The 17436-nt window shown below is 65.1% G+C and carries 20 protein-coding genes, 2 pseudogenes and 1 riboswitch; of the genes and pseudogenes, 10 read left to right on the forward strand and 12 right to left on the reverse strand.

The features are described 5' to 3' along the window. Positions 1-213: pseudogene (locus CVM52_RS16235) on the reverse strand (methyltransferase type 12); the annotation flags it as partial. Positions 214-445: 232 nt separating this feature from the next. Here CVM52_RS16235 and CVM52_RS16240 point away from each other — a divergent pair. Next, complete coding sequence (locus CVM52_RS16240) at positions 446-1138, forward strand: CDP-alcohol phosphatidyltransferase family protein (RefSeq protein WP_100163524.1); 693 nt, start codon at positions 446-448, stop codon at positions 1136-1138. A 15-nt stretch (positions 1139-1153) separates the two neighbouring features. On the opposite strand, the gene CVM52_RS16245 is transcribed toward CVM52_RS16240, so the two are convergent. Next, entirely contained in the window at positions 1154-1606 is a 453-nt protein-coding gene (locus CVM52_RS16245; protein WP_100163538.1) for a methylated-DNA--[protein]-cysteine S-methyltransferase, read from the reverse strand. 289 nt (positions 1607-1895) lie between these two features. Between CVM52_RS16245 and CVM52_RS16250 the strand changes: the two genes are divergently transcribed. Beyond that, positions 1896-2186 carry a hypothetical protein gene (locus CVM52_RS16250; protein ID WP_100163539.1) on the forward strand — a complete coding sequence of 97 codons (291 nt, stop codon included), beginning with the start codon at positions 1896-1898 and terminating at the stop codon, positions 2184-2186. A gap of 11 nt (positions 2187-2197) precedes the next feature. Here the strand turns inward: CVM52_RS16250 and CVM52_RS16255 are convergent, their stop codons facing one another. The 3 genes from CVM52_RS16255 to metZ form a co-directional block, all read right to left on the reverse strand. After that, positions 2198-3646, reverse strand: coding sequence for a TrkH family potassium uptake protein (locus tag CVM52_RS16255; RefSeq protein WP_100163525.1), 1449 nt, complete (start codon positions 3644-3646; stop codon positions 2198-2200). A 68-nt stretch (positions 3647-3714) separates the two neighbouring features. Next, positions 3715-4830: a GTP cyclohydrolase FolE2 gene (folE2, locus tag CVM52_RS16260; protein WP_100163526.1), complete on the reverse strand. Its 1116-nt coding sequence runs from the start codon at positions 4828-4830 to the stop codon at positions 3715-3717. Positions 4831-5055: 225 nt separating this feature from the next. After that, the gene (gene metZ / locus CVM52_RS16265; protein WP_100163527.1) at positions 5056-6255 is read right to left on the reverse strand and encodes an O-succinylhomoserine sulfhydrylase; all 1200 of its coding nucleotides are present in this window, start codon (positions 6253-6255) and stop codon (positions 5056-5058) included. A gap of 61 nt (positions 6256-6316) precedes the next feature. Beyond that, a riboswitch (SAM riboswitch) is annotated at positions 6317-6392 on the reverse strand. Positions 6393-6526: 134 nt separating this feature from the next. Between metZ and CVM52_RS16270 the strand changes: the two genes are divergently transcribed. Beyond that, complete coding sequence (locus CVM52_RS16270) at positions 6527-7459, forward strand: alpha/beta hydrolase (protein WP_100163528.1); 933 nt, start codon at positions 6527-6529, stop codon at positions 7457-7459. Between the two features lie 21 nt (positions 7460-7480). Next, positions 7481-8185, forward strand: a complete 705-nt coding sequence (locus tag CVM52_RS16275) for a glutathione binding-like protein (RefSeq protein ID WP_100163529.1) — start codon at positions 7481-7483, stop codon at positions 8183-8185. A gap of 18 nt (positions 8186-8203) precedes the next feature. Here CVM52_RS16275 and CVM52_RS16280 read toward each other — a convergent pair whose 3' ends face one another. After that, a complete protein-coding gene (locus CVM52_RS16280) occupies positions 8204-8815 on the reverse strand; it encodes an inner membrane-spanning protein YciB (protein WP_100163530.1) in 612 nt (203 codons plus the stop codon). A gap of 14 nt (positions 8816-8829) precedes the next feature. Next, entirely contained in the window at positions 8830-9732 is a 903-nt protein-coding gene (locus CVM52_RS16285) for an EamA family transporter (RefSeq protein ID WP_100163540.1), read from the reverse strand. 74 nt (positions 9733-9806) lie between these two features. Between CVM52_RS16285 and CVM52_RS16290 the strand changes: the two genes are divergently transcribed. Then, positions 9807-10289, forward strand: a complete 483-nt coding sequence (locus CVM52_RS16290) for an MgtC/SapB family protein (protein ID WP_100163531.1) — start codon at positions 9807-9809, stop codon at positions 10287-10289. Positions 10290-10306: 17 nt separating this feature from the next. Here CVM52_RS16290 and ftsY read toward each other — a convergent pair. The 5 genes and pseudogenes from ftsY to CVM52_RS16315 form a co-directional block, all read right to left on the reverse strand. Then, positions 10307-11182 (reverse strand): annotated as a pseudogene (ftsY, locus tag CVM52_RS16295) (signal recognition particle-docking protein FtsY); the annotation flags it as partial. A gap of 139 nt (positions 11183-11321) precedes the next feature. Then, entirely contained in the window at positions 11322-11693 is a 372-nt protein-coding gene (locus tag CVM52_RS16300) for a hypothetical protein (protein ID WP_100163532.1), read from the reverse strand. 20 nt (positions 11694-11713) lie between these two features. Beyond that, positions 11714-12475: a DUF6478 family protein gene (locus CVM52_RS16305; RefSeq protein ID WP_100163541.1), complete on the reverse strand. Its 762-nt coding sequence runs from the start codon at positions 12473-12475 to the stop codon at positions 11714-11716. A 154-nt stretch (positions 12476-12629) separates the two neighbouring features. Continuing rightward, positions 12630-13394: a 23S rRNA (adenine(2030)-N(6))-methyltransferase RlmJ gene (locus CVM52_RS16310; RefSeq protein WP_100163533.1), complete on the reverse strand. Its 765-nt coding sequence runs from the start codon at positions 13392-13394 to the stop codon at positions 12630-12632. A gap of 145 nt (positions 13395-13539) precedes the next feature. After that, entirely contained in the window at positions 13540-14406 is an 867-nt protein-coding gene (locus tag CVM52_RS16315; protein ID WP_100163534.1) for a branched-chain amino acid aminotransferase, read from the reverse strand. A gap of 160 nt (positions 14407-14566) precedes the next feature. Here CVM52_RS16315 and CVM52_RS16320 point away from each other — a divergent pair, with 160 nt between their 5' ends. From CVM52_RS16320 to CVM52_RS16340, 5 genes are all read left to right on the forward strand, one after another. Beyond that, positions 14567-15076 carry a MarR family winged helix-turn-helix transcriptional regulator gene (locus tag CVM52_RS16320; protein ID WP_100163535.1) on the forward strand — a complete coding sequence of 170 codons (510 nt, stop codon included), beginning with the start codon at positions 14567-14569 and terminating at the stop codon, positions 15074-15076. Then, the gene (locus tag CVM52_RS16325) at positions 15076-15777 is read left to right on the forward strand and encodes a response regulator (protein WP_100163542.1); all 702 of its coding nucleotides are present in this window, start codon (positions 15076-15078) and stop codon (positions 15775-15777) included. The genes CVM52_RS16320 and CVM52_RS16325 overlap by 1 nt, the downstream gene beginning before the upstream one ends. Positions 15778-15848: 71 nt before the next feature. Then, complete coding sequence (locus tag CVM52_RS16330; protein ID WP_100163536.1) at positions 15849-16775, forward strand: histone deacetylase family protein; 927 nt, start codon at positions 15849-15851, stop codon at positions 16773-16775. Beyond that, a complete protein-coding gene (locus CVM52_RS16335) occupies positions 16772-17014 on the forward strand; it encodes an exodeoxyribonuclease VII small subunit (protein WP_100163537.1) in 243 nt (80 codons plus the stop codon). The genes CVM52_RS16330 and CVM52_RS16335 overlap by 4 nt, the downstream gene beginning before the upstream one ends. Before the next feature lies 1 nt (position 17015). Continuing rightward, positions 17016-17436, forward strand: a 421-nt coding sequence (locus tag CVM52_RS16340; protein ID WP_205964972.1) for a polyprenyl synthetase family protein, incomplete at its 3' end; no start/stop codon positions are given.

The following is a 17436-nucleotide window of genomic DNA, read 5'->3' on the forward strand; positions in this document are numbered from 1 at the left end:
CCCGAAGGCCAGCGCCGCGGCCTCGGTCTGCCCGGCGCAAGACAGGTATTCGCCCAACCGGAACCAGCCGGCGGCCCAGCCCGGCACCCGCTCCAACGCGCCGGCCAGCGTTTCGGCCGCGGCGCCCCAGTCGCCAAGATCGGCCATGGTTTCGGCAAAGGACGCGCGACGGTCTGCCGCCGGATCCCCGGAGGTAAATGGCAATCCAACCATTCCAGAACTTTCGAAAGGTCCGCGCATTTGCCCTGCAGGGCCAGGCGGCGGACGACATGCCGCACCGGGACATCGGTGCATTGCCGAGCCGCTATCCCCGGATCCGCAGGAATGTCAACGGCTTGCGGCATCGCCGCCGCAGCGGCCCACAGCGCCGGGTTTTCCGGCATCACCTGCCCGGGCTGCCGCGTTGTGCTTTACATCGCCCGCTGCCTTCCTTCATGACTGTGTCATGACCGACCGGATGCGCGCCGTCTTCGTCCATCTTTTTACCGCCACGGGCGCCGTCTTTGCCATGCTTGCCATGCTGGCCGCGGTCCAGGGCGAATGGGACCTGATGTTCCTGTGGCTGGTCATCGCCTTTTTCGTCGACGGTATCGACGGTCCCTTGGCGCGGAAATACGACGTGAAAACCAATGCGCCGGAATTCGACGGCGTGCTGCTGGACCTGATCATCGATTACCTGACCTATGTGTTCATCCCCGCCTTTGCGCTGTTCTCGTCGGGGCTGATGGCGGGCTGGACCGGATGGGTGGCAATCATCGTGATCACCTTCGCCAGCGCGCTGTATTTCGCCGATACCCGGATGAAGACCAAGGACAATTCCTTTTCCGGCTTTCCCGGTTGCTGGAACATGGTGGTGATCGTGGTCTTTGCGCTGAAGCCGAATTTCTGGCTGATCCTGGTACTGGTCACGCTGCTGGCGGTGGCGATGTTCCTGCCGTGGAAATTCATCCACCCGGTGCGCACCGAACGCTGGCGCATGATCAGCCTGCCGATGGCGCTGGCCTGGACGTTTTTTGCCGGCTGGGCGGCCTGGGTCGATTTCGACCCGCAAAGCTGGGCGCATTGGGGGCTGGTGGCGACCAGCCTGTACCTGCTCTTCGCCGGCATCGCGCAGATGCTGATTCCGCCGCGCGGCTGAGCGGCAGCGGCACGGTCAGATCAACAGACCCGCCGCGCCTTCGTGGCGCAGCAGTGCCACTTTGGTCTCGATCCCGCCGCGTGCCGAGAAGCCGCCCAGGCCGTTCGCCGCCAGCACTCGGTGGCAGGGCACGATCACCGGGATCGGGTTGTGCCCGCAGGCCTGCCCGACCGCCTGCGGCGGCGCACCAAGCCGGCGGGCGATCTCGCCATAGGTCAGCGTTTCGCCAAATGGAATCGCCGAAATTGCCGCGCAGACATCGCGTTGAAACGCCGAGCCCGAAATCTCCAGCGGCAGGTCGAAATCGCGGCGCGTGCCGGCGAAATAGCCCTCCAGCTGCGCCTGCGCCCGGTCGAGCAGCGGGTCGGCATCGTCCCACCGCGTGTTGCCCCAGGTCACCTGCGCAACCGCGCCGTTGCGGACGGTGACGACCAGCGGACCGAAGGGGGACGGGATGCTGCGTTTCATGGCGCCTCGCGGTTTGGCCAGGGGCAGTTTGACCCACACGGCCCAGCCGGGCCAGCCCCAATCGTCGCCCCGCTGACAGGCTGAATTGGCCCGGTTTTCAACGCTTTTCTGCAAAATCCGTTCGTTGCGTCCCGCCGATGACAAGGTTTCGGCATATTTGCGCCCGCTTTGCCCGACACGGTTTGCAGCCATGGCGGATGGGTCGACACAGGCTGCCGTTGCCCGTCCGGATGTCTGCATGTGTCGCGCCGGCCTCCGTGGCTCCGGCGCTCCGGAAGGAGAAATCCCGGTGTTAAGAATTGTTGCCGCTGTTACGGCCCTGAGCCTCCTGACCGCCCCCCCGGCCATTGCCGACCTGTCCAAGCTGTTCGGCCGTGCGTCGGCCAAACAGGTGCGCCAGACCAGCCCCGCCCTGCTGCCGCCGCCGGGCTATACCGATCAGTGGTGGACCGCGCCGAACAATTGCGAATACTCCCGCGCGGGCCGCCCCGGCGAAACCGTCTGGTACCTGATCATCAACACCGCCCATCGCGGCTGTGACGCCTATCTGGTCGAACGCGGTTTCGCCGACGCCTACTGAGCCGGGCGGTGCTACGCCCGCCAGAAGCGTACGGTGAGGATGGCATAGACCGACAGCAGCTCCAGCCGCCCGGTCAGCATGGCGATCGACAGGATCCACTTGGCACTGTCGTTCAGCGACTGGAAATTGCCCGCCGGCCCGATGATATCACCCAGCCCCGGCCCGACATTGGCCAGGGCGGTCGCCGCACCGGACACCGAGGTGACCATGTCCAGCCCGGTCATCGCCAGCGCCCAGGACACCAGGCCCAGCGACACCACGAAAAACATGAAGAACGAAATCACCGAGCTCATCACATCCGGACCCACCGTCCGGCCTTCGAAGCGGGGGGCGAATATGCCATGGGGCGAGCGGATCCGGCGGATCTGCGTGCGGATCGAGGAAAACAGGATCTGATAGCGGAAGATCTTGACCGAACAGGTGGTTGACCCGGCGCAACCGCCGATCAGCCCGGTGAAGAAAAACAGCGCCACCAGGAAGCTGCCCCAGCCCATGTAATCGACACTGGCATAGCCGGTGCCGGTGATGATCGAGGTGATGTTGAACAGCGATTCCCGCAGCGCCTGTTCCCAGTGATGCGGGAACGTCGTCACCAGAACCACGGAACTGACCGCGACCAGTGCGGCGATGGTCATCAGGAACACCTGCACCTGGCTGTCGCGCAGCAGCGGCGTGGTGCGGCCGTTGATCATCTGAACATAGCGGACGAAGGGCAGCGCGGCGAGCACCATGAAGAATGACGCGGCATATTCCGGCAGGCCCGAGAACACCGCGAATGAGGAATCGTAATTGGCAAACCCGCCGGTCGAGACCGTGGTCAGCGCGTGCACCGTGGCATCGAAGACCGACATGCCCAGCGCCAGGTAGGTCAGCGTGCAGGCCATGGTCAGCGCGATGTAGATCGTCGAAATCTGGCGGGCGATCGCGGTGGCCCGCGGCAGGATCTTTCCAAACGTATCGAAAGCCTCGGATTTGAAGATCTGCATGCCGCCGACACGCAATTCGGGCAGGAACACCATCGCCACGATGATCACGCCGATTCCGCCCAGCCATTGCAGCAGGCCGCGCCACAGCAGGATGCCCTGCGGCAGGTTGTCCAGCCCGGTGATCACCGTCGAACCGGTGGTGGTTAGGCCCGACATCGCCTCGAAATAGGCATCGGTAAAGCTGAGCTCGGTGGCGCCCAGCATCAGCGGCAGCGCCCCGAAAATCGGCAGGGTGACCCAGACGCCGGTGGTCAATAGAAAGGTTTGCTGGATGGTCAGACCCTGCTGCACCCCATTGGCGCAACTGAGCGCCAGGCCGCCGCCGACAAACAGGGTCAGCAGGGCGGATTCCAGGAAAACCGGCCAATGGCCGCGCCCTTGACCCAGATCGGCCAGCATCGGCAACAGCATCGTGGCGCCCAGGATGGCGACAAGCAGGCCGATGACATATCCGACAGGGCGCAGGTCGATCATGGCAGAAGGCTTGGACGGACCCACGAAAACTGTCAAGCCGCCCCGGCCAAGCGATGCATCCTAGCGGGTCAGCCGACGTGGATGAGTGTCGAGAACAGCCTGGGATCCATGCTGGTGGCCGCAAAGGTCGCGCCCTCATACAGCACCGACACCGCATCATGGCTGTGCAGGCTCTCCTGGTGGCTGGCGATAACCCGGAAATCGCCGATCCGCGGATCGGCCTTCAACTCGGCACAGAACAGGCGCGCGGCATCCTCGACAAAGATCGGGTTGGCGGCGTTCAGCTCGGCAAAGGCCTGTTCATCCTCGCGCTTGACCATCACCTGGGTCTCGGTCGGCACCGCGCGGCGGCAGGCGTCGATCAGATCCTCGAACCACAGGCATTCCGCCCCGCCGGCATCGACGACCGAAATCCGCGCGACCGAGCGCTGCGAATGTGGTGTCGCCAGCTGGCCGCGCGCCTGGCGGGCATGTTCGCTCAACTCGAGCGAACAGGGACAGGTCGAGGAATACACGTAGTCCAGGTGCAGGATCTTCTGCCGCACGCCGGCAATCTCGACCAGTTCCAGGGCGATGTCGTAATATTGGAAGCCCGACAGGCCCGACCGCAGGCTGTGCACCCGGACCGGGAAGGAAAACCGCATCTGGATCCGCGCATCGAAACTTTCCAGGTCGGATTTGTAGTCGTCCAGCGCCGCCTCGATCACCTCGAAGGAAAACGTCCGGTCGGCATGGGCATAGAAGCTGCGCATGATGCGCGACATGTTGATGCCCTTCTTGTCCGCCTCCAGGCTGACGGTGCCGGTGACCGAGGTTTCCAGCGTCAGGTCGCCATCATCGCGGGTGTGGAAGCGTATTGGCAGGCGGAAATTCGAGATGCCAACATGCTGGATCTGCTGACGGGCGCCCCGGATCAGGCTGGACGGACCGTTCTGCAGATCGGGCAATGACGCCTTATAGGCGGCATCGACCACGAAATCCTCGGGATAGCTTCGCGACAACGCCGGATAGTTGGACGGCGTCCGGTCGGGCAGCAGCCGCGCGATTGCCGGATCCAGCGTGTTCAGTTCGGCCTCCGACGCGGTGCGCGCCCAGCGGCGCAGCAGGTCGAGCGCCGCAGCAGCGGCGTCGCGATCAGGCGCCTTGTCCGGCGATGTGCCCGGCCGGGAGGTCTGGATATTCATGTCTGCTGCCCTTCTTGGTCTTCAAAGCGGTAACCGACCATAGGCGCACCTCCCTGCTTGGGTCAAAGGCTGACCGACAAGGCCGCGCGGCACCCGGCCGGTGCAAGTTACACCGGGGTAACTTTACAAATGCTATACATAGCTTTTGCGCGCCCCATCCCAAGGCCGGAATAAAACAAATTCTGGGGACGGAATTTGCCCAGGTTTTTCAGGACCTTTTGCGCCTCAGGCCGCGGCGGCACTGCTGGCTGCGTCCAATGCCTTGCGCAGATCGGCCAGGATATCGTCGGGATCCTCGATGCCCAGCGATATCCGCACCAGCCCCGGCGTGATGCCCAACGCCAGTTTCTGATCGTCGGGCAGGCGCTGATGGGTGGTGGTCGCCGGATGGGTGACGATCGATTTCGCATCGCCCAGGTTGTTCGAGATCAGCACCACCTCGAGCGCATCGAGAAAGGCAAAGGCCGCCGCCTTGCCGCCGCGGATATCCAGTGACACCACGGTGCCGCCTCGGCCGGTCTGCCGCTTGCACAACTCGTGCTGCGGGTGCCCCGGCAGGCCGGGATAGATCACCCGTTCCAGCGCCGGGTGGTCCTGCAGCGCCGCCGAGATATGCTCGGCCGAGCTGGTCTGCGCATTGACCCGCAGGCTCATGGTTTCCAGGCCCTTGAGCATGATCCAGGCGTTGAACGGACTCATCGAACCACCCGTATGTTTCATATAGGGTTCCACGGTCTTGCGGATGAACTCGCGGGTGCCCAGGATCACCCCGCCCAGAGCCCGGCCCTGCCCGTCGATATGCTTGGTCGCGGAATAGATCACCACATCGGCGCCCTGCGCGATGGCGTCCGAATAGACCGGCGTGGCAAAGACGTTGTCGACCAGCACGGTCGCCCCGACCGCATGGGCCATCTCCGAAACCGCGGCAATGTCGATCACCTCCAGCGTCGGGTTCGACACCGATTCGAAAAATACCGCGCGGGTGCCGGGCCGCAGCGCGGCGCGCCACTGGTCCAGGTCGGTGCCGTCGACAAAGCTGACCTCGACGCCAAAACGGGTCAGCACCTCTTCCAGCACGTAAAGGCAGGACCCGAACAACGCGCGCGAGGCGACCACGTGGTCGCCCGCCTTCAGCATCGACGACAGCGCGCCGGATACCGCCGCCATGCCCGAGGCGGTGGCAAAGGCATCTTCGGCGCCTTCCAGCGCGGCGATCCGTTCCTCGAACATGGCCACCGTGGGGTTGCCGTAGCGGGCATAGATGAACTCGTCCTCGCCCGCCTGGATAAACCGCGCCTCGGCCGAGGCGGCAGTGTCATAGGCGAAGCCCTGGGTCAGAAAGACCGCCTCGCTCATCTCGCCATAGCCGCTGCGGCGGGTTCCGGCATGCACGGCTTTGGTGCGTTTTTTCCAGGTATCTCTCATCTTTGCCTCCGGCCCGGCCCTGCGGGCACAATAAAAAACCCCAGACGCGGCCAAGCGAAAGGGGTCTTTCATCCTGACCTTTTAGCGGAATATTTCATGTGGCCCGCAAGCTGGTACAAATCGCCACGACTATCTGCGTCAGCATTTACCGCTGCCCACTGTTGCACGTCAACCGCAGAGTCGCACCGTCACGGTCCTGTAACCTGCCCGTCACCCGGGTTTCATATGTCTCGGCCATAGCGACCCTACAATATCTTGTAAGAGGTGCAGAATGCCCGTGATCAGGATCAATGCCGATGGCGATCGGCCCCGGATGCATAGCGGCACGGCACCGGTGGCGCAGGCGCTGCACCGCGATCCGGGCGACGGCCCCGTCATCGTCATGATCCACGGCTGGAAGTACAAGCCGCATCTGCCCGCGCATTGCCCGCATCAGCACCTGTTCGCCTTCTCCCCCAAGGACATGCCCTGGCGCGCCCCCAGCTGGCCGCGGCAGATGGGGTTTGGCACCGGACATGCCGATGAAGGGCTGGCCATCGCCTTTGGCTGGAACGCCCGCGGCGCGCCCTGGGCCGCCCAGGCCAGCGCCGTTGCCGCCGGGCGGGCACTGGCCGAGGTGTTGAACCTGCTGCACCGGCGGTGGCCGCAGCGGCCGGTGCATATCATGGGGCATTCCATGGGGGTCGAACTGGCGCTGGAGGCGCTGCATCACCTGCCCCGCGGCGCGGTTGACCGGATCATTTCCATGACCGGCGCCAGCTACCGGTCGCGCGTCGAGGCGGCACTGAACACGGCGGCCGGGCGCGCCAGCGAGTTCTACAGCATCACCAGCCGCGAAAACGACATCGTCGACTTCCTGTTCGAGCGGCTGACTCCCCCGCCGCGATCCGGCGACCATTCGATCGGCTTCGGGCTGGAAGCCCCCAACGCGGTGACCTTGCAGCTGGACTGCCCCGACACGCTGGACCACCTGCAGGCGATGGGCGCGGCAATCGGCGCTTCGCAGCGGCGGGTCTGTCACTGGTCGGCCTATACCCGCCCCGGCGTCCTGCGGTTTTACAACGCGCTGCTGCGCCAGCCCGAGCGCTGGCCGCTGGCGCGCATCCGCGCCGGCCTGCCGGAGTCCACGGCACCGCGCTGGTCGCGGCTGATGGCGCCACCGGCGCTGCCCCAACTCTTGCCCCTGCCACAAAAAGCCTCATGATCCTGCCCGATATGCGGGAGGATCGTCACTGTGAGCATCGAGCTGTATTATTGGCCCACGCCGAATGGCTGGAAGATCTCCATCGCGCTGGAGGAGATGGCGCTCGACTATGACACCCATCTGGTCGACATCACCAAGGGCGACCAGTTCGATCCGGCATTTCTGAAGATTTCTCCCAACAACCGGATGCCGGCGATCATCGACCGCGACGGTCCCGAGGGCGCGCCGATCTCGGTATTCGAATCCGGCGCCATCCTGCTATACCTTGCCCGCAAGACCGGGCAGTTCGGCGGCCGCAGTGAACGCGAACAGGTGGCAATCGAACAATGGCTGATGTGGCAGATGGGCGGGCTGGGTCCGATGGCGGGCCAGGCGCATCATTTCCTGCAATATGCCCCACATATGGATCCGCCGCAGGACCTGCCCTATGCCAAGGACCGTTATCGCGCCGAGGTCGGCCGGCTTTATGGCGTGCTGGACCGGCAACTGGCCCGCAGCGAATTTGTCGCCGGCGAGCGTTTTACCATTGCCGACATGGCAATCTGGCCCTGGGCGCATCTGTACAAGCGGCAGGAGCAGCAGATCGACGACAAGCCGCATTTCTCGCGCTGGGTGGACACCGTCAGCGCCCGCCCGGCGGTCCGGCGCGGGCGCGACCTGCATGCCGAACTGCGCACCGCCACCACCCCGAAGGACCAGGCGCAAAGCGTATTGTTCCGGCGGTGACGCCGGCGCCAGGCGCGCTCAGGTCTCGTCCGCGTTGATCATGTATTTCTGCAACGAGGTGATCTGCCACCACAGGAAGGCGAACAGCGCGAGGGGAAAGCCAAAGGTTTCGATCTTGACCCAGAGGTCGGTCGACATCGTCCGCCACACGATCTCGTTTGCAACCGCCAGCAGCGTGAACCCCAGGCAGAGCCGCCGGGTCAGGATCATCCAGCCTTCATGCTCCATCGGGATCAGTTCGCCCATCACGAAGGCCAGGTAGGACTTGCGCTGCAACAGGCCGATGCCCAGCAGCAGCGCGAAGACGCCATAGACGATGGTGGTCTTCATCTTGAAAAAGCGTTCGTCGTTGAACCAGGCGGTCAAACCGCCGAAGAACACCACGATCACGGCGGTGAAGATCTGCATCCGGCTGAGGCGGCCGGACAGGTGCCACAGCGCCGCCATTGCCGCCAGAAGGATCGGCACGAACACGATCGTGGCGACGATAAAGCCTGAATATTGCGTTCCGCCAAAGGTATAGGTCTCGTCCTTGATCTTGAGATAGATCAGGAAGAACACGATGGTCGGCCCCAGTTCCAGCACCTGCTTGATCAAGGGATTCACGACTTTTTCCGGCTTGTCGGCCATTCGCCCGTCTGCTCCTATCCGCCCAGTTCCACAATCACCGCGCCCAGCGCGATCAGCGCCATCAGCGCAATCCGGCGCGGGCCCACGGTTTCCTTCAACACCAGCCATCCGATCAACGCCGCGAACACCGTCGAGGTTTCGCGCAGCACCGCCGCCTCGCCGACCTTGTCCAGCCGGGTGGCCAGCATGACCGAGCCAAAGCTGAAAAACGCCACCACTCCGCCGATCACGCCGCGCTGCATCAGCGGCCCCAGCGCCGGCGGGTCGGTCATATTGCGCCAACGCCGCCAGGCCAGCACCGGCATGGTCAGACCGTCGAGCATGAAGAACCAGGCGAGGAAGGTAAAGGGATCGGCGGTCGAGCGGATGCCATAGGCGTCATAGGTGGTGTAAAGCGCCACGAACAGCCCCGTCATCAGCGCATAGCCCAGCGCCGCCCACAGCGTGTCGCGCGCGGTCTGCAGAAAGATCAGGTTGTAGACCGCCAGCCCGAAAATGCCCGACAACAGCACCGCGACACCCAGCCATTGCACCGGGGTGAACAACTCGTCGAACAGCAGCCAGGCACCGATCACCGCAAAAAGCGGTCCGGTGCCGCGCACCACCGGGTAAACCACCGTATAGGCGCCCTTGGTATAGGCCAGCGCCTGCAGCACCTTGTAGGCGATGTGAATAACCACCGCGCCGGCAAAGATCGGCCACATATGCGGTTCCGGCCAGGGCACCACGAACAGCGCAAAAGGCGCGGCCATGACGCTGTAAGAGATGTCGATCGCGCCGCGGCTGAGCCAGGGGTCATAGCGGCCCTTTTGCAGCGCGCCGAAAACCGCGTGCAAAAAGGCCGCCAGCAGTGCCAGAATCATGGCAAGCTGACTTCCCTGCGCGGTGCCTTCCAGAGCGGTCAACCAGGCGCTCACCCTGCGGCCTCTGCCGGCAAGGAACCGCAGCATGTGCCGCGCGTTTTGATGTTTGAAAACAGAGGGATCTGCAGGTGTTTCAGGAAGTATTGGACGAATTCAGAAATACGTTCTCGGTGGTGCCGGCCCCGGCCTCGCTCGCGCGGCTGCTGGCGGCGGTGCTGCTGGGGGCGGTCATCGGACTGGAACGGGAATGGCGCCACAAGCCCGCCGGTCTGCGCACGCATATCCTGGTGTCGGTGGCCGCCTGCCTGTTCGTTCTGCTGGGGCAGGAACTGAGCCGGCTCGATTTCGGCGGCAGCGGCGGGCAACAAAACGACCCGCTTCGCATGATCGAGGCGGTGACCGCCGGCGTCGCCTTCCTGGCCGCCGGGCTGATCTTCACCTCGAAGGGCGAGGTTCGCAACGTCACCACCGGCGCGTCGCTGTGGCTGTCGGGCGCGGTCGGGCTGGGCTGCGGCGCCGGGCAGATGCCGCTGGCCGCGATGGCCACCGCCGTGGTGATCGTGGTACTGGTGGCGCTGCGAACGGTCGAGCGCTGGATGGGCACCCACTAGCCGGGCTGCGGCTGGCGTCATTCGCCGGCTCCGGTCAGCGCCAGGGCAAATTCCTCGGGGTCGAAGGGCGCCAGGTCGTCGATCTGCTCGCCCACCCCGATGGCGTGGATCGGCAGGCCGAACTTGTCGGCAAGCGCCACCAGAACCCCGCCCTTGGCGGTGCCGTCCAGCTTGGTCATCACCAGCCCCGAGACATCGGCGATCTTGCGGAAGATCTCGACCTGGCTCAGCGCATTCTGCCCGGTGGTGGCATCCAGCACCAGCAGGGTGTTATGCGGCGCGCTGTCGTCCTTTTTGCGGATCACCCGGACGATCTTGGCCAGTTCCTCCATCAGATCGGCCCGGTTCTGCAACCGGCCGGCGGTGTCGATCATTAACAAATCCGCACCTTCTGCTTGGGCTTTCTCCATCGCATCATAGGCCAGGCTTGCCGGATCCGAACCTTCGGGCGCGGTCAGCACCGGCACCCCGGCGCGGTCGCCCCAGACCTGCAGCTGTTCCACCGCGGCGGCGCGGAAGGTGTCGCCGGCGGCGATCACCACGTGCTTGCCGGCAGCGCGGAACTGGCTGGCCAGCTTGCCGATGGTGGTGGTCTTGCCCGACCCGTTCACGCCCACCACCAGCACCACCTGCGGCTTTTTCGGATAGAGCGGCAGCGGCCGCGCAACCGGCTCCATCACGCGGGTGATCTCGTCGGCCAGCAGGCGCTTGATCTCGGCGGCCGACAATTTGCGACCGAACCGTCCCTCGGCCATGTTGGCGGTGACCCGCAGCGCGGTGTCGACGCCCATATCGGCGCTGATCAGCAGCTCTTCCAGCTGTTCCAGCATGTCGTCATCCAGGGCGCGGCGCACCACCGTCTTCGGCTCGCCCCGGCCCAGCAGGCGGCCCAGCCGGGACAAAGAGATCTCGCCGCCGCGATGCTGGACCAGGTCGCCAAAGGCGGTGATCACCAGCGACCAGACGCGCAGGCGCCCCTGCGCATGCAGGGAGGCGATGAGGGGGGCCAGCGGATCCTGCATCAGACCCTGTTCAGGCGGTTTCAAGGCAGTGGCGGCGGAAGGCGCGTTTCAGCATGTCCAGCTCGGCACGCAGCAGGTCGACCTCGGCGCGCAGGTCGCCGGCGGCGGCATCGCCGGCAATCAGGGTAAACCGGCCCAGCGTGCGGTGATCGGCGCCATCGGCGATCAGGAAGGTCTGCACCCCGTCCGAGATCGCCTGCGGCGGGATGGTGATGCGCAGGGTCCACAGCCCCGGCGCCTCGCCCTCGGCCAGTTCGACGCCATCGATCGGCTGGCCCAGGTGGGTCACCCGGATATCGGGCGCGGCGCCGGTCGCACCGGCCAGGCGGCCTTCCCATATGCCGTTGCGCAGGCGGATTTCGGTCAGGGTAAGGTCGGACATGCCGGGAACTCCTGCATCGGCTAAAGCGGGGCGCGGCGGTATCGCGCGAAGGTCAGGTCGCGGAGGATGACCTGATTCATCTCGGGTGCCTCGAAGATCAGGTCAAGCCACAGACGTTCGATGCGTTTTTCGTTCATCCGCGCATAGGCGAGATCGAATTCCACCATCACCTCGGCCGCGTCCAGCGGCAATTCGCGAACGATCTGTTCGGTGTTGGGGCCGTTGCGGATGTTGAGCCGGGCGAAGATTTCCAGCGGCGTTTCCATCTCGATCGTGGTGTCGACGCGCAGCAGGTTGTCGCGTGTCAGCCCCTCGACCGCCTCGGATGGCAGGTCGATCACCAGCGACAGGAAGGTGCCGCCAAAGCTGAACACATCCATGCCCAGCCCGAAGGGGGCCAGGTCGGCCTCGCGGGTGTTGCGCAGCTGGCGCAGGGTCATTTCCGCCCGGGGGCAGTCATGAAACAGGGTGATTTCGTTGCCAAGCCTGGACCGGGTCGGCGCCGAGCTGATCCCCGGCACCGGCAGCGGGCCGCGCCACAGTTCGGGGCGCCAAGCCCAGTCGGTGCCTTGCGGGCGGGGGAAGGAGGTGCTGCCGATCCGGGGCAGCGCCAGCCGGCCATCGGCCACGTGCAGCAGCTTGTTGATCTGGCAGCGCAATTGGCGCGCATCGTTGCGCTGGGCGCGCAGGTCGGCAAGCGGGGCGGTTTCGGCCAGACGCACCGCACGGCGCCAGCGGCGCAGGACGCGCTTTTGATGCAGCCGGTCGAATATCCTGCCCATATCGTCCCCATCGCGGCATGCGGGGCGATGCCCGTTCTCGTTCAGCAATATCTAGCGGAAAACAGGCCGGCAGATAAACCGGTAATTGCAGGCGCGGGATCGTCTTCGCGCGCGTGGAGACCGGCACGCGGTGCGGCCTTCAAGCGCGGCGGCGTCAGGACAGCAGGGAATCCAGCCCGGCGGCGGCCTCGGCCAGCCCCCAGGGCGGGTTCAGCACCACCATGCCGCTGCCGGTCATGCCATGGCCCTCGCGGGCGGGGGGGAAGTGCATCTGGTGATGCAGCGATTCTGCGGCCAGATCGCCCAATGCCTTGGTTAGAGCCTTATGCGCACCCGAGGTCAGGATCGGATACCACAGCATCAGCACCCCCACCGGCCATTTGCGGTGCAGCTGTTTCAGCAAGGCCGGCATCGCCGTCCATTCAGTTTTGACCTCATAGCTGGGATCGATCAGCAGCAATCCGCGGCGCGGCTCGGGCGGGGTCAGCGACAGCGCCATCTGCGGCCCGTCGGCATCGCGGATCTCGGCACCCGGCAGGCTGGCGCGCAGCGCGGCCACCTCTTGCGGGTGGCGTTCGGCCAGGATGATCCGGTCGCTCTTGCGCAGCAGCGCCTGCGCGATCAGCGGCGATCCGGGATAGGCGTTCGGACCGCCCTGCCGGCGCGCGGCCTGCAGCGCGCGGAGATAGGGATGATCCGGCGGGAACCGGCCTTCGACCCGCGCGATGCCCTGCGCCGCCTCGCCGGTCTTGCGCGCCTCGGTGCCGGAGAGGTCATAGAGCCCGCGCCCCGAATGGGTTTCGAGATAGCACAACGGCTTGGGTTTTTGCGCCATATAGTCCAGCGCCACCGACAACAGCGCGTGCTTGTGCACATCGGCCATGTTCCCGGCGTGGTAGGCGTGTTGGTAGGAGAGCATCCGAAAAACGCTTTGCGGTGATGGCCCTTTAATATGACACTATATCGGGCTTTCTGGCCTTGCGCTTGTCTGAATGTTCAGCGCGCCGGAGTCAAAGCTGTGCCAGCGCCGGCTGCCCGCCGGCGATGGCGATCATTTACCTGGCCTAGCTGCGCACCAGCTTTTCGTAGCTTTCCGAAATGTCGCGCGTCAGGGCGCCGACCTCGAAGTTATAGTCGCCGATCTGCCCCACCGGGGTGACCTCGGCGGCGGTGCCGGTCAGCCAGCACTGTTCGAACCCTTCCAGCTCTTCCGGCATGATATGGCGCTCATGCACCTTGATCTGGCGGTCCTTCAGCATGCCGATCACGGTCTGCCGGGTCAGGCCGTTGAGGAAACAGTCGGCATCGGGGGTGTGCACCTCGCCGTCCTTGACGAAGAAGATGTTGGCGCCGGTCGCCTCGGCAACATAGCCGCGATAGTCCATGAACAGCGAATCCGAGCAGCCCTTGGCCTCGGCGGCGTGTTTCGACATGGTGCAGATCATGTAGAGGCCGGCGGCCTTGGCATGGACCGGGATGGTCTCGGGGCTGGGCCGTTTCCACTTGGAGATGTCCAGCTTGGCGCCCTTGAACTTGGCGTCGCCATAGTAATTGCCCCATTCCCAGCCGGTGATGGCCAGCCGCACCGGGTTGCGCGCGGCAGAGACGCCCATGTCTTCGCCGGCGCCGCGCCAGGCGACGGCGCGCACATAGGCATCGGTCCAGCCATTGGCTTCGAGCATCGCGTATTTCGCCGCCTCGATCTCTTCCACCGTGTAGGGGATCTCGAAATCCAGCAGCCGGGCGGATTCGCGCAGCCGTTCGGAATGCTGCACGCCCTTGAAGATCTTGCCGTTATAGCAGCGCTCGCCTTCGAAGACCGACGAGGCGTAATGCAACGCATGCGTCAGGACATGTACCTTGGCATCGCGCCAGTTGATCAGTTTGCCATCCATCCAGATGGTACCGTCGCGGTCTTCATATCCCGACATAACGTTTTCCTCACCTTGGTCTTTCTTTTCGAATGTTGCGTTTCTTAGGGCCGAAACGGTCATAATATTGCGCAAAAACTGCGACTCGATACCTCTTGCCCCTTGGAATGTCAATAAGGCTGACTTAAGATGCTTAAAAAAGTCACAGGCGAGGAATCCCATGTCTGACGGACGAGTGACGCAATCGCATGGCAGCGAAAGCCTGCTGTTCCTGACCGACGAACAGCTGCGCCAGGGCATCGAGGCGATGTTCTTTGCCTATCGCGGCTTTACCGCCGATCCCGACCGGATCCTGGACGAACTTGCCTATGGCCGCGCCCATCACCGGGCCATTCACTTTATCAACCGCGCGCCGGGCACCACGGTGAACAACCTGCTGGCGCTGCTGGGGGTGACCAAACAATCGCTGAACCGGGTGCTGCGCACATTGATCAGCGACGGGCTGGTGGAAAGCCGGGTCGGCACTCTGGACAAGCGCGAGCGGCATCTTTACCTGACCCAGAAGGGCCGCACCCTGGAGGGGCGGCTGAGCGATGCCCAGCGTGCGCGGATGCGCGCCGCCTATCGCGAAACCGGACCCGAGGCGGTGGCCGGGTTCCGCCAGGTGCTGGAGGCGATGATGGATCCAGATATGCGCCGCGCCTATGCCCGACTGCGGGACAGCGCATGATGTCGCAACTGGACGCTCACCTGCTGATCGTCGATGATGACGAGCGGATCCGCGATCTGTTGAAGAAATTCCTGCTGCGGCAGGGGTTCCTGGTGACCTCGGCGCGCGATGCCGCGCATGCGCGGCGGGTGCTGTCGGGGCTGGATTTCGACCTGATCGTGCTGGACGTGATGATGCCGGGCGAAGATGGTGTCAGCCTGACCCGCAGCCTGCGCGAAACCCATGACACGCCGATCCTGCTGCTGACCGCGCGGGGCGAAACCGAGAACCGCATCGCCGGGCTGGAGGCGGGGGCAGATGATTACCTGCCCAAGCCGTTCGAGCCGAAGGAACTGCTGCTGCGGATCAACGCCATCCTGCGGCGGATGCCGGAAACCCCGGTCGAGGCGACCGTGCCGAAGATCCTGCATCTGGGGCCGATCCGCTATGACATCGAGCGCGGCGAGATGTGGGAGGGCGAAAAGCTGGTGCGGCTGACCGCAACGGAAAGCCAGCTGATGAAGATTTTCTCGTCGCAACCGGGCGAGCCGGTGAGCCGCAGCAAGCTGGTCGAGGATCTGGGCCGCGACCGCGGACAGGCACAGGAACGCGCGGTGGACGTGCAGATCACCCGGCTGCGCCGCAAGATCGAATCCGACCCCAAGCGCCCGCGCTATTTGCAGACGGTGCGCGGCGCGGGGTATATGCTGGCCCCGGACTGAGCCCTCCCGGCGCCGCACCCGGCGGCGGCGGAATTTGAGTATTTATTTTAGAGAAGAAGCACAGAACGCGCATGACCACCGCCCTTGTCACCTATGCCGATTGCCTTGACCACGTCACCCCGCCCGGCCATCCCGAACAGGTGGCGCGGCTGGACCATGTGCTGCACGCGCTGGCGGGGCTGGACCTGACCCGGGTCACCGCGCCGCTGGCGGCCGAGGATGACATCTTGCGCATCCATCCGGCGGGCTATCTGGCCGGGTTGCGGCGCAATCTGCCGGCGCAGGGCTTTTACCAGATCGACGGCGACACCTTCCTGTCACCCGGCTCGCTGAGCGCCGCCTTCCGCGCCGCCGGCGGGATAGTGCGGGCGGTGGACATGGTGCTGAACGGCGACGCCGGCAACGCGTTTTGCGCCGCGCGCCCGCCCGGCCATCATGCCGAACGCGAAACGGCGATGGGGTTCTGCCTGTTCGGCAACGCCGCATTGGCGGTGAAACACGCGCTGGACTTTCACGGGCTGCAGCGGGTGGCGGTGGTGGATTTCGACGTGCATCACGGCAATGGCACCCAGGACCTGCTGTGGGACGAGGCGCGCGCGCTGGTGATCACCAGCCAGCAGATGCCGCTGTGGCCGGGCACCGGACGGATCGACGAAACCGGGGTGCATGATACCATCCTGAACATCCCGCTGGCCCCCGGCAGCGGCGGCGCCGAGATGCGCGCGGCCTATGCCGACCGCGCCTTTCCCCGGCTGCGCGCCTTTGCGCCGGAACTGATCGTGGTCTCGGCCGGGTTCGACGCCCATCGGGACGACCCGCTGGCGCAGCTGACCTGGGAGACCGAGGATTTTGCCTGGATCACCGCCGAGATCTGCGCCATCGCGGCGGAGTGCTGTGCCGGGCGCGTGGTCTCGACTCTCGAGGGCGGCTATGATCTGAAGGCGCTGGGCGACAGCGCCCGGGCGCATGTGGAAGAACTGATAAAGGCCGCGAGATGACTGACACCCCCGTCGAAACCATGAGCTTTGAAGAGGCGATGAAAGAGCTTGAGGCGGTGGTCAACAAGCTGGACAGCGGCGACGTGCCGCTGGATGCCTCGATCGCGCTGTATGAGCGCGGCGCGGCGCTGAAGAAGCGCTGCGAGGAGGAGCTGAAGCGCGCCGAAGAGAAGGTGGCGGCGATCACGCTGGATGCCGAGGGCAATCCGACGGGGACCAAGCCGGTCGAAGGGCTGTAACATGTTCGATGCCCGCCTCGCCCGGGCGCGCGGGGCGATCGAGGCCCGGCTGGCGCGGGAGTTTGCAACCCTCAACCCGCTGCCGGTGACCGAGGCGATGCGCTATGCCAGCCATGGCGGCAAGGCGCTGCGCGGCTTCCTGGTGCTGGAAAGCGCGGCGCTGCATGAAGTCGACGCGGCGCGCGCGCTGCTGCCGGCCTGCGCCATCGAGCTGATGCATGCCTATAGCCTGGTACATGACGACCTGCCCTGCATGGATGATGACGATCTGCGCCGCGGCCAGCCGACGGTGCATATCCGCTGGGACGACGCGACCGCGGTGCTGGCCGGCGACGCGCTGCAGGCGCTGGCCTTTGAGCTGGCGGCGCATCCCGAATGCGGGCCGGGCGAGGTGCGCGCCGAACTGGCGCTGAGCCTGGCGC

Origin of the sequence: Pseudooceanicola lipolyticus, assembly GCF_002786325.1 — a bacterium.
Lineage (GTDB): Bacteria > Pseudomonadota > Alphaproteobacteria > Rhodobacterales > Rhodobacteraceae > Pseudooceanicola_C > Pseudooceanicola_C lipolyticus.

Coding starts and splice junctions, on each gene's coding strand:
- CVM52_RS16240 (WP_100163524.1), top strand. CDS start 446: ATGACCGACCGGATGCGCGCCGTCTTCGTCCATCTTTTTACCGCCACG.
- CVM52_RS16245 (WP_100163538.1), bottom strand. CDS start 1,606: ATGAAACGCAGCATCCCGTCCCCCTTCGGTCCGCTGGTCGTCACCGTC.
- CVM52_RS16255 (WP_100163525.1), bottom strand. CDS start 3,646: ATGATCGACCTGCGCCCTGTCGGATATGTCATCGGCCTGCTTGTCGCC.
- folE2 (WP_100163526.1), bottom strand. CDS start 4,830: ATGAATATCCAGACCTCCCGGCCGGGCACATCGCCGGACAAGGCGCCT.
- metZ (WP_100163527.1), bottom strand. CDS start 6,255: ATGAGAGATACCTGGAAAAAACGCACCAAAGCCGTGCATGCCGGAACC.
- CVM52_RS16270 (WP_100163528.1), top strand. CDS start 6,527: ATGCCCGTGATCAGGATCAATGCCGATGGCGATCGGCCCCGGATGCAT.
- CVM52_RS16280 (WP_100163530.1), bottom strand. CDS start 8,815: ATGGCCGACAAGCCGGAAAAAGTCGTGAATCCCTTGATCAAGCAGGTG.
- CVM52_RS16300 (WP_100163532.1), bottom strand. CDS start 11,693: ATGTCCGACCTTACCCTGACCGAAATCCGCCTGCGCAACGGCATATGG.
- CVM52_RS16305 (WP_100163541.1), bottom strand. CDS start 12,475: ATGGGCAGGATATTCGACCGGCTGCATCAAAAGCGCGTCCTGCGCCGC.
- CVM52_RS16310 (WP_100163533.1), bottom strand. CDS start 13,394: ATGCTCTCCTACCAACACGCCTACCACGCCGGGAACATGGCCGATGTG.
- CVM52_RS16315 (WP_100163534.1), bottom strand. CDS start 14,406: ATGTCGGGATATGAAGACCGCGACGGTACCATCTGGATGGATGGCAAA.
- CVM52_RS16320 (WP_100163535.1), top strand. CDS start 14,567: ATGTCTGACGGACGAGTGACGCAATCGCATGGCAGCGAAAGCCTGCTG.
- CVM52_RS16325 (WP_100163542.1), top strand. CDS start 15,076: ATGTCGCAACTGGACGCTCACCTGCTGATCGTCGATGATGACGAGCGG.
- CVM52_RS16330 (WP_100163536.1), top strand. CDS start 15,849: ATGACCACCGCCCTTGTCACCTATGCCGATTGCCTTGACCACGTCACC.
- CVM52_RS16335 (WP_100163537.1), top strand. CDS start 16,772: ATGACTGACACCCCCGTCGAAACCATGAGCTTTGAAGAGGCGATGAAA.